Source organism: Stenotrophomonas maltophilia (assembly GCF_013464915.1).
Lineage (GTDB): Bacteria > Pseudomonadota > Gammaproteobacteria > Xanthomonadales > Xanthomonadaceae > Stenotrophomonas > Stenotrophomonas maltophilia_AT.
In genome coordinates this window covers 1-10010 of sequence record NZ_RAVT01000080.1, presented here as the reverse complement: position 1 = coordinate 10010, position 10010 = coordinate 1, and the positions used below count along the sequence as shown (strand labels likewise).

Here is a 10010-nt window from a genome sequence, read left to right as displayed (position 1 = left end):
CCGTCCCHCCGTCCCHCCGTCCCHCCGTCCCACCGTCCCGCGGGTCCGACGCGTTACCCCGCGTACGCGGTCAGCCGGCCTTCCTGCTCGCACACGGTGATGGCGCCACCGAACACCGCAGACAGCGGCTCGTTGCGCAGCAGTTCGGCGCGGGTGCCATCAGCCAGTACACGGCCATCGCGCAGCAGCACCACGCGTTCGATCTCGGGAATGATCTCTTCGATGTGGTGGGTCACCAGCACCAGGGTGATGCCCTGCTGGGCGAGCACCCGCATGGTCGTCACCAGCTGTTCGCGGGCGACCAGGTCCAGACCGGTGGAGGGTTCGTCCAGCAGCAGCGCCTGCGGCCGGTTGACCAGCGCGCGGGCGATCAGCACCCGGCGGGTCTCGCCGGCCGACAGCTCGGCATAGGCGCGTTCGCGCAGGGACAGGGCGCCGGTCATCGCCAGTGTCTCACCGACGCGTGCACGCATGTCGTCGGTCACCTCGCGGAAGGCTGGTACCACGTAGCTGGCGAAGAAGCCGGACAGCACCGCCTGTTCCACGGTCAGCCCCGGCATGTCGGCCAGGTTGCTGCTGAGATCGCCGGTGACGATGCCCAGCTGCGAACGCAGCCTGTCCACCTGCCAGCGGTTCTGGCCCAGCACCTTCATCGCCACCGAGCCGTCGCCCTGGGCCAGCGGGTACAGCTCGCGGGTGATCAGCTTGATGAAGGTCGACTTGCCGCAGCCGTTGGGTCCGAGCAGGGCAGTGTGCTGGCCCTGCGCGATGCGCAGGCTGAGCCCGTGCAGCACCTTCACCTGGCCGCGCACCACGGTGGCGCGGTCCAGTTCGATCAAGGGGGGCAGCTCCGCGACGGGCGGGGCGGCGGTCATGGTGCTGGCGCGTGGATCAAGGCTCGACAACGCAGGTCCCCAACTGTGAACGGTGCCACGGATGACGGTGGCAATCACCGCCGCAGGGATGCAGTTTGCAACGCAAGCGCCCATGATGTCTGCCATCCCCGCGTCGATACGGAGAGCCGCCATGCCCGATGCCCTGATGTCCCTGTTGACCGGTGGTGTGCTGGGCCTGGGCTGGTGGGCCATGCTGGCGGTGCTGCTGGTCTTCACCCAGATCACCATCTTCTCTGTGACCCTGTACCTGCATCGCAGCCAGGCCCATCGCGGGGTCGACTTCCACCCGGCGCTGGCCCACGTGTTCCGGTTCTGGCTGTGGCTGACCACCTCGATGATCACCCGCGAGTGGGTGGCCATCCATCGCAAGCACCACGCCAAGGTGGAGACCGAGGACGATCCGCACAGCCCGGTCACCCGCGGTATCGGGAAGGTGTTCTGGCATGGCGTGGAGCTGTACCGCGAAGCGCGCGGCATGCGCGCGGACATCGAGCAGTACGGGCGTGGCACTCCGGATGATGCGATCGAGCGCCACCTGTATACCCCGCACGCCACGCTCGGCCCGGTGCTGCTGTTCGCGATCAATACCGTGTTGTTCGGTTTACCCGGCGTGGCCCTGTGGGCAATCCAGATGGCATGGATCCCGTTCTGGGCAGCCGGTGTGGTCAATGGCCTGGGCCACTGGTGGGGTTACCGCAACTACGAATCGGCCGATACCTCGACCAACCTCACGCCGTGGGGAGTCTGGATCGGTGGCGAGGAGCTGCACAACAACCATCATGCCTTCCCCAGTTCGGCGCGCTTCGCGATGCGGCGCTGGGAGTTCGACATCGGCTGGAGTGCGATCCGCCTGCTGCAGGCGCTGCGCCTGGCCAAGGTGCTGCGCGTTGCACCGGCCATGGACGTGCGACCCAACATCGCCGTGCCGGATGCCGAAACACTGAAGGCGCTGCTCTCGCACCGCTTCCAGGCGATGACCGACTACCAGCGCAATGTGTTCATGCCTGCCCTGCGCGAGGAAGCGGCACAGGCCGGGGCCAAACTGCGTCGCCTGCTGCCACGCCGGTTGCGCCGCGGCCTGGTCAATGATGGGCGCTGGTTGAAGCCGGACAGCCGCGCCCAGCTCAGCGAATGGGTCGCACAGCGGCCGCGCATCCGTACCCTGGTCGAGTATCGCGGACGATTGGCCGCGTTGCTGGAAGCGCGCGGCCACGATGCGGCCGAGCGCCTGCACCAGCTGCAGGCCTGGTGCCGCGAGGCGGAGGAAAGCGGCATCGCGGCGTTGCAGGCCTACGCCGCGCGGTTGAAGGGCTACAGCCTGGTGGGCGCGTGAGGGCAGCGGCCGCGTTGCTGCTCGCGGTCACGCTTCCGGGCGCGGCGCTGGCCCAGGTCACCGACACCACCAGCTATCTGAAGCGGATGGACAGCGACGGCGACGGGCGGGTGAGCGAGGCCGAGTACGTGCAGTGGATGCTGTATGCCTTCGACCGCATGGACCGCAATGGCGATGGCGTGCTGAGCGCCGGGGAACTGCCCGGTGGCAAGGGCAGGGCGATCAGCCGCGAGCAGCAGCGGCAGGTGATCGCGCAGCGCTTCCACACCCAGGATGCCAACGGCGACGGCTACCTGGATGCGCGGGAGCTGGCCGCGCCGCCGCGCTGAGCACGCCTGGCGCTACCGGTCCCGGCGATGGATCGCGTGTGGTGCGGGCGTAGAATCACCCCATGCCTGAACTGCCCGAAGTCGAAACCACCCGCCGCGGCCTGGCGCCGCACCTGCAGGGCCGCCGCGTGCATGGCGTGATCCTGCGCCGGGCCGATCTGCGCTGGCCGATTCCGCCGGAAGTAGCCGAGCTGCTGCCGGGGCAGCGCATCGAGGACATCCGCCGCCGCGCCAAGTACCTGCTGCTGGACACCGCCATCGGCAGTGCGGTGCTGCACCTGGGCATGTCCGGCAGCCTGCGCGTGCTGCCCGGCGACACCCCGCTGCGCGCGCACGACCACGTCGACATCAGCCTGGACAACGGCCGCCTGTTGCGCTTCAACGACCCGCGCCGCTTCGGCAGCCTGCTGTGGCAGCCGGCCGGCGAGATCCATCCGCTGCTGCAGGGGCTGGGCCCGGAGCCGCTGGACGATGCCTTCGACGGCGACTACCTGTTCGCCCGCAGCCGTGGCCGCAGCGCGCCGGTGAAGACCTTCCTGATGGACCAGGCGGTGGTGGTGGGCGTGGGCAACATCTACGCTGCCGAGAGCCTGTTCAAGGCTGGCATCAGTCCGCTGCGCGAGGCCGGGAAGATCTCGCGCGAGCGCTACCAGCGGCTGGCTGACGCGGTGAAGGAGATCCTCGGCTACGCCATCACCCGGGGTGGCACCACCCTGCGTGACTTCATCAGCCCCGATGGCGCGCCGGGCTACTTCGAGCAGGAACTGCTGGTGTACGGCCGCGATGGCCTGCCCTGCCCGAACTGCGGCCGCGCGCTGAAGCACGCCACCATCGGCCAGCGCGCCAGCGTCTGGTGCAGCCACTGCCAGCGCTGAGCCGGGCGGCCAGCGGCAGCTGAACGGGCAGGGCACGTCTCCGCTGCCCGTTAACGTTTGTCTGCCTATGATGGCCGACCTTCCTTCTGTGCCTGACGCGCCTGCATGCAACGACGCGACTTCATCCGTAATGCCTCCCTCGCCCTGGCTGCATTCGGCCTGCCGTCCCTGCCCGCGTGCGCGGCCAGCAAGAGTGGCCAGATGGGCCTGCGCCGCCTGGGCCAGCCGCAGCCGTTCGACTTCGCCACCCTGAAGGGGCAGGCGCGGGCGCTGGCGCAGGCGCCCTACAAGAGCCACAAGCGGGTGCTGCCGGGCCGCCTGGAAGGGTTGGACTGGGACCAGTACCAGTCGATCGGCTACCGCCAGGACCATGCCCTGTGGGCTGACCAGCCGGGCAGGTTCCAGGCCAAGTTCTTCCACCTGGGCCTGTACTTCCATTCGCCGGTGCGCATGTTCGACGTGGTCGACGGCAAGGCGCAGGAGCTGGCCTATGACGGCGCGGCGTTCAACTATGGCAAGAGCGGCATCAAGGACGGCGAGCTGCCGGCCGATCTGGGCTTCGCCGGGTTCCGCCTGAACACCCGCAAGGACACCGACCGCGACTTCGCCGCGTTCCTTGGCGCCAGCTACTTCCGCGCCGTCGGCAAGGAAGGCCAGTACGGCCAGTCCGCGCGTGGCCTGGCGATCGACACCGGCATGGGCAGGCCGGAAGAATTCCCGGACTTCATCGCCTATTACCTGGAACAGCCGTCGGCCGATTCGGAAACGATCGTCGTGTATGGCCTGCTGGATTCGCCCAGCGTGGCCGGCGCCTACCGCTTCGCGATCACCAATGGCGATGTGCTGCTGATGGACATCGACAGCGCGCTGTACCCGCGCAAGGCGATCGAGCGCCTGGGCATCGCACCGTGCACCAGCATGTACCAGGTGGGCGAGAACGACCGCCGCATGGGCTGGGACTGGCGCCCGGAGATCCACGATACCGATGGCCTTTCGCTGTGGACCGGCGCTGGTGAGTGGATCTGGCGGCCGCTGCTGAACCCGCGCAACCTGCGCTTCAACATGTTCGTGGACCGCAACCCGCGCGGCTTCGGCCTGTTGCAGCGTGACCGCAACTTCGACCATTACCAGGACGACGGCGTGTTCTACGAGAAGCGCCCCTGCCTGTGGGTGGAGCCGAAGGGCGAGTGGGGCGAGGGCTCGGTGCAGCTGGTGGAGATCCCCACCGTGGACGAGACTTTCGACAACATCGTCGCCTTCTGGAACCCGAAGGAAAAGCCGCAGCCGGGCCAGGAGCTGCTGGTCGGCTACCGCCTGTACTGGGGCGCCGAACCGCCGGCGCGCCCGCCGCTGGCGCACTGCGTGGCCAGCCGTACCGGCCTGGGTGGCGTGGTCGGCAAGAAGCGCGAGTACTTCAGCTGGCGCTTCGCGGTGGACTTCGAAGGCGGCGAGCTGGCCAGGCTGATCGACAAGGCCGAGGTCGAGGCGGTGGTGGAAACCAGCCGCGGCCGGGTCGAGATCGTGTCGGCGCGCCCGCTGCGCGAGATCAACGGTTACCGTGCGATGTTCGACCTGGTGCCGCCGGAGGGCAGCACCGAGCAGATCGATATCCGCCTGTTCCTGCGCAGCGGTGGCAAGACCCTCACCGAGACCTGGCTGTACCAGTACACCCCGCCGCCGGCGGGTGCGCCGGAGCGCACGCTGTACTGAGAGGGGTTTATCGGCAGGGCTGCGCCCTGCACCCGCAGAGGCAACAGCTGAAGCAACAGCAACGTCAAAAGCGGGCATTCCGTGGGATGGCGGGGTGGGTCCGGTGGCGGGAGACGCCGTAAACCCATCCCTGGGGGCTTGGCCGCGGCATCCATGCCGCGGACACTCCCGCCACCGGACCCACCCCGCCTTCGACAGTTTCCCGCGATGTGTTGGGCATGCCGAAGGGGTCAGATCCGTTTTCCGAAGKAAAACGGATCTGACCCCAGATCTATTTSGATATCTGACAGATGTGTCGACCAAGGTCGACACCTACCAACAGCCGTGGGGACCTGTCGAAGGTGGGGCGGTGTGGGTGGGCAGGACCGTTGGCGCCATGGATGGCGCCATCGAGCCCCCATGGACGGGTTTACGGCGTGTCCTGCCCACCCACACCGCCCCGCCATCCCACGGAATGCCGCTTTGGCTTTGGCCGTTGCCGTTGCGTTGAGCAGGTGCAGGGCTGCAAGCCCTGCAAAAGAACACCCTTTACAGCGGCAGGGGCGCCTGCGCCGGGTCGATCCGTCCTTCACCGCGGGTGATCTTCTTGAACTCGGCGCGGCTGACCGACACGTAGCGGTCGTTGCCACCAATCTCCACCTGCGGGCCATCCTTCACCGCGTGGCCATGTTCGTCCACGCGCACCGTCATCGTCGCCTTCTTGCCGCTGTGGCAGATGGTCTTGATCTCCTGCATCTCGTCGGCCCAGGCCAGCAGGTACTGGCTGCCCTCGAACAGCTCGCCGCGGAAATCGGTGCGCAGGCCGTAGCACAGCACCGGAATGCGCAGCTGGTCGACCACCTCGCTGAGTTGCCAGACCTGGGCGCGGGTGAGGAACTGCGCTTCATCCACCAGCACGCAGCCCATCGGGCCGTTGGCGGCCAGGTCCTGTTCGACCCAATGCTGCAGGTCGGTGTCACGGTCGAAGGCCATGCCGTCGGCACGCAGGCCGATCCGCGAGGCCACCACGCCGGCGCCGGCACGATCATCCAGGCGCGGGGTCAGGATCGCCACCCGCATGCCGCGCTCGCGGTAGTTGTGCGCGCTCTGCAGCAGGGTGGTGGTCTTGCCGGCGTTCATCGCCGAATAGTAGAAATAGAGCTTGGCCATCGGCCAATTCTAGTCGCCCACCGCCTTGTCGTCGCGGACCGTGTCCGGCCGTCCTATCTCGACGCTGGGGGTCCGCGCGGGGCGCCAGTAGTTGTCCTGCAGGCACCAGTAGTCGGCGGCTCGCCAGTAGTCGTTGTCGTAGACGATGCTGCCCGGGGTCGCGATGCCCTGTTCATTGCCGCGGCGGGGGACGACGATCAGGCCGGAGCTCACGTACCCGAGGCGGCTGCCGGTGATCTGCTGGCGACCGTCCCTGAGCGCGCGCTCCATGCGAGGCTTGGCCACGCGGTCGCCGTAGTCGGCATAGACCTGCTGGCCGCGCTCGATCGCCTGTGCCTGCTGCAGTGCGTCCAGGCGTGCCCAATAGTGCTCCCGCAGCACCAGGAAGTCGTGATACATGCGTTCGGCGGCCAGGTCCATCCAGATGTAGGCCATCACCGGATCGGCCCGGGTGCCGAGGCCCTCCTGGTACAGCCGCGCCACCATGGCCTGGGAAAACTTGTCGGCGTAGCGCGCCGAACGCTTGTAGTAGTCGAGCGCCCGGGCAGGCTGTCTGTCCCGTTCGGCCTGCTGGGCCATGCTGCGCCAGAACAGGTCCGGATGGGCATCGAAGAAGCCTCCGGTCAGGACGGTTGGCGGGATCTCCCGCGGGGCCTCCACCGGGCACTCGCTGGCGGCCACGGCAGCGGCCATCGACAGGCCCAGCAGCAGGCAGAGTGGAGCGTGCTTCGCTTTCATATGATCGCCCTCCTGGCAATGACCATGGAAATACGAACGTCAGCGCCCCGCGCCTTCCACGGGGCTGAGTGGGCCGACCTCGACGCTGCGGCCGCGGAATTCCTGTTCCCAGATGCGGTCCTGCATGCACCAGTACGCCGCAGGGTCCCAGTAGCCATCGCGATAGTAGTCATCGCCACGGGTCGGCCAGCCGGCTTCCGGGCCGTCGGACAGTTCCACCTGCAGCATCGAGCTGACCCAGCCGGTACGGCTGCCGGTCATGCGGCTGCGGTCCACGCGCATGGCAGCCTCCATGCGCGGCTTGGCCGCGGCATCGCCGTAGGCCGCATACAGCGCCGGCCCTTCGCTGAGCACCCGTTGCCGCTGCGCGGCATCCAGGCGGTTCCAGTAGCGCTCGCGCTCCAGCAGCAGGTCGCGGTAGCCGCGTTCGGCGGCCAGGTCCATCCAGATGTAGGCCAGCACAGGATCAGGGCCGGTACCCGTGCCCTCCTGGTACATGCGCGCGACCAGCGACTGCGACAGCTTGTCGGCGTGCGCGGCCGCCCGCTTGAAGCGCACCAGCGCATGATCGGGCCGGCCCTGCCGCCACGACTGCAGGCCCAGCTCGCGCCAGTGCAGGTCAGGATGCGCCTGCAGGAAGCCCGGAGTCATCAGTGCCGACCGCAACGATGCGCCAGGATCGGGCGCGCAGTCCGCGCTGCGGGCGGCCAACGGCGCCAGCAGCAACAGCAGGGTGCCCAGCAGGGCGGCAGAGACGGTCGGACGCATGCACCTGGCTCCAGTGCTCCGGTGGCGAATCAATAGCTTAGGAACGGTGTGCATGCAAGTCAGGTCCGTCCGCTGCGGCCCCGCTACAATCCCATTCCCATGCACGGTCTCAATCCCCCCCAAGCCGCCGCCGTCCTGCACATCGAAGGTCCGTTGCTGGTGCTCGCCGGCGCGGGCAGCGGCAAGACGCGCGTGATCGTGGAAAAGATCGCCCATCTGATCGGCAGCGGCCGCTACCCGGCCCGCCGCATTGCCGCGATCACCTTCACCAACAAGTCGGCCAAGGAAATGCGCGAGCGTGTGGCCAAGCGCCTGCGCGAGCAGGATGCGGACGAGGTGACGATCTGCACCTTCCATGCGCTGGGCCTGAAGTTCCTGCAGATCGAGCATGCCGCCGTGGGCCTGAAGCGTGGCTTCTCGATCTTCGATGCCGACGATGCCGCCGCGCAGATCAAGGACCTGATGTACGGCGCCAAGCCCGATGACATCGAGGACATGAAGAACCTGGTGTCACGCGCCAAGAACGCCGGCCTGTCGCCCGAGCAGGCGATGGCTGCCGCGCGCAGCAACCGCGAGAAGGAAGCGGCCAGCGTCTACGAGCGCTACCAGCTGCGCCTGACCGCGTTCAATGCGGTCGATTTCGATGACCTGATCCGTTTGCCGGTGCAGATCCTGGAAGAGAATCCGGAGATCGCGCTGGCCTGGCGCGAGCGCATCGGCTACCTGCTGGTGGACGAATGCCAGGACACCAACGACGCGCAGTACCGCCTGCTCAAGCAGCTGGCCGGCGAGAAGGGCAACTTCACCTGCGTGGGCGACGACGACCAGTCGATCTACGCCTGGCGAGGCGCCAATCCGGAAAACCTGCAGCAGATGGGGCGCGACTATCCCACGCTGGAAATCATCAAGCTGGAGCAGAATTACCGCTGCTCCAACCGCGTGCTGCGTGCGGCCAACGCGCTGATCGCCAACAACCCGCACGAGCACCTGAAGAAGCTGTGGAGCGACCAGGCCGACGGCGAGCGTATCCGCGTGTGGGAATGCCGCAACAGCGAACACGAAGCGGAAAAGGTTGCGGCCGAGATCGCCTTCGTGGCCCAGTCGCGCAACGTGCCGTGGAGTGACTTCTGCATCCTGTTCCGCGGCAACTTCCAGTCACGGCCGCTGGAGAAGGCGATGCAGCTGCTGCGCATCCCCTACCACCTGACCGGCGGCACCATGTTCCTGGAACGCCAGGAAGTGAAGGACACGCTGGCCTGGCTGCGGCTGCTGGTGAACCCGGATGACGACACCGCGTTCATGCGCGCGGTGCAGTCGCCCAAGCGCGATGTCGGTGCCGGCACGCTGGCCAAGCTGGCCGAGCTGGCGCAGGAAAAGGACATGCCGATGGCGCAGGCCGCCGAGGCGATCGGCGCCCTGCAGCAGTTGCCGCCGCGCGCGGCCAACAGCCTGGCGCGTTTCACCGATATCCTGCGCGACCTGCGTGCACAGACCCGGCAGGTCACCTCCGGCGACATGATCCGCAAGGTCGCCAAGGAGTCGGGCCTGCTCAGCGAACTTCGCCAGCAGGCCAAGGAAGAGGCCAGCTACCAGCGCCGCGCCAACAACATCGAGGAACTGGCGCAGTGGTTCGAGGGCGGCCCACGCGGCGCCACCGCGGCCGACCTGGCCGGCCAGCTGGCGCTGCTCTCGCGCAGCGACAAGGACGAGGGCGGCAACCAGGTGCGCATGATGACCATGCACGCCTCCAAGGGCCTGGAATTCCCCTACGTGTTCATCGTTGGCTGCGAGGACGGCGTGTTGCCGCACCAGGTCAGCCTGGACGAGGGCAACCTGCAGGAAGAGCGGCGCCTGCTGTACGTGGGCATCACCCGCGCCAAGATCCAGCTGTGGATGAGCTACAGCAAGCTGACCCGCAAGTTCGGCGAGCACGTGCGGCTGAAACCGAGCCGGTTCTTCGAGGAGATTCCGGCCGAGGAGATCCAGCGCGATGGTGCTGACCCGGTGGCCGATGCGGCGCGCAAGAAGGAGCGCGCCAGCGCGGGGCTGGCGGCGATCGAGGCGTTGTTCGACTGACCGGCGAACGGCACAGCCCCTCGCGGCGGCGACTGAAGCAGGTAGGGTCGACTGTTAGTTGTGTAAACCCAGTACGTTGTTCAGCGGGATTCTGGAAATAGGTGGCTGGCAGCCGATCCCCATATGGGGGCGGTGC

Annotated in this window: 9 protein-coding genes; 5 read left to right on the top strand and 4 right to left on the bottom strand. The window is 67.7% G+C overall.

Annotated elements, in window-relative coordinates; genetic code table 11:
- Nucleotides 1-53 precede the first annotated feature (53 nt).
- Nucleotides 54-875 (bottom strand): ABC transporter ATP-binding protein, encoded by an 822-nt coding sequence (locus D7T59_RS20850; protein WP_180853522.1) that lies wholly within the window; start codon nucleotides 873-875, stop codon nucleotides 54-56.
- A 151-nt stretch (nucleotides 876-1026) separates the two neighbouring features.
- Between D7T59_RS20850 and D7T59_RS20845 the strand changes: the two genes are divergently transcribed.
- The 4 genes from D7T59_RS20845 (at nucleotide 1027) to D7T59_RS20830 (ending at nucleotide 5143) form a co-directional block, all read left to right on the top strand.
- The gene (locus tag D7T59_RS20845; RefSeq protein WP_180853521.1) at nucleotides 1027-2229 is read left to right on the top strand and encodes a DesA family fatty acid desaturase; all 1203 of its coding nucleotides are present in this window, start codon (nucleotides 1027-1029) and stop codon (nucleotides 2227-2229) included.
- Nucleotides 2226-2558 (top strand): EF-hand domain-containing protein, encoded by a 333-nt coding sequence (locus tag D7T59_RS20840; protein WP_164139259.1) that lies wholly within the window; start codon nucleotides 2226-2228, stop codon nucleotides 2556-2558. The genes D7T59_RS20845 and D7T59_RS20840 overlap by 4 nt, the downstream gene beginning before the upstream one ends.
- Before the next feature lie 62 nt (nucleotides 2559-2620).
- Nucleotides 2621-3433, top strand: coding sequence for a bifunctional DNA-formamidopyrimidine glycosylase/DNA-(apurinic or apyrimidinic site) lyase (gene mutM, locus D7T59_RS20835; protein WP_005421105.1), 813 nt, complete (start codon nucleotides 2621-2623; stop codon nucleotides 3431-3433).
- A 105-nt stretch (nucleotides 3434-3538) separates the two neighbouring features.
- The gene (locus D7T59_RS20830) at nucleotides 3539-5143 is read left to right on the top strand and encodes an OpgD/OpgG family glucan biosynthesis protein (protein ID WP_180853520.1); all 1605 of its coding nucleotides are present in this window, start codon (nucleotides 3539-3541) and stop codon (nucleotides 5141-5143) included.
- Between the two features lie 528 nt (nucleotides 5144-5671).
- On the opposite strand, the gene D7T59_RS20825 is transcribed toward D7T59_RS20830, so the two are convergent.
- The 3 genes from D7T59_RS20825 to D7T59_RS20815 are packed head-to-tail and all read right to left on the bottom strand — an operon-like array spanning nucleotide 5672 to nucleotide 7798.
- Entirely contained in the window at nucleotides 5672-6292 is a 621-nt protein-coding gene (locus D7T59_RS20825; RefSeq protein ID WP_005407490.1) for a thymidine kinase, read from the bottom strand.
- 9 nt (nucleotides 6293-6301) lie between these two features.
- A complete protein-coding gene (locus D7T59_RS20820) occupies nucleotides 6302-7030 on the bottom strand; it encodes a sel1 repeat family protein (protein ID WP_164139264.1) in 729 nt (242 codons plus the stop codon).
- Nucleotides 7031-7069: 39 nt separating this feature from the next.
- Nucleotides 7070-7798 (bottom strand): SEL1-like repeat protein, encoded by a 729-nt coding sequence (locus D7T59_RS20815; protein WP_164139265.1) that lies wholly within the window; start codon nucleotides 7796-7798, stop codon nucleotides 7070-7072.
- A gap of 99 nt (nucleotides 7799-7897) precedes the next feature.
- Here D7T59_RS20815 and D7T59_RS20810 point away from each other — a divergent pair, with 99 nt between their 5' ends.
- Entirely contained in the window at nucleotides 7898-9874 is a 1977-nt protein-coding gene (locus D7T59_RS20810; protein WP_180853526.1) for a UvrD-helicase domain-containing protein, read from the top strand.
- Nucleotides 9875-10010 lie beyond the last annotated feature (136 nt).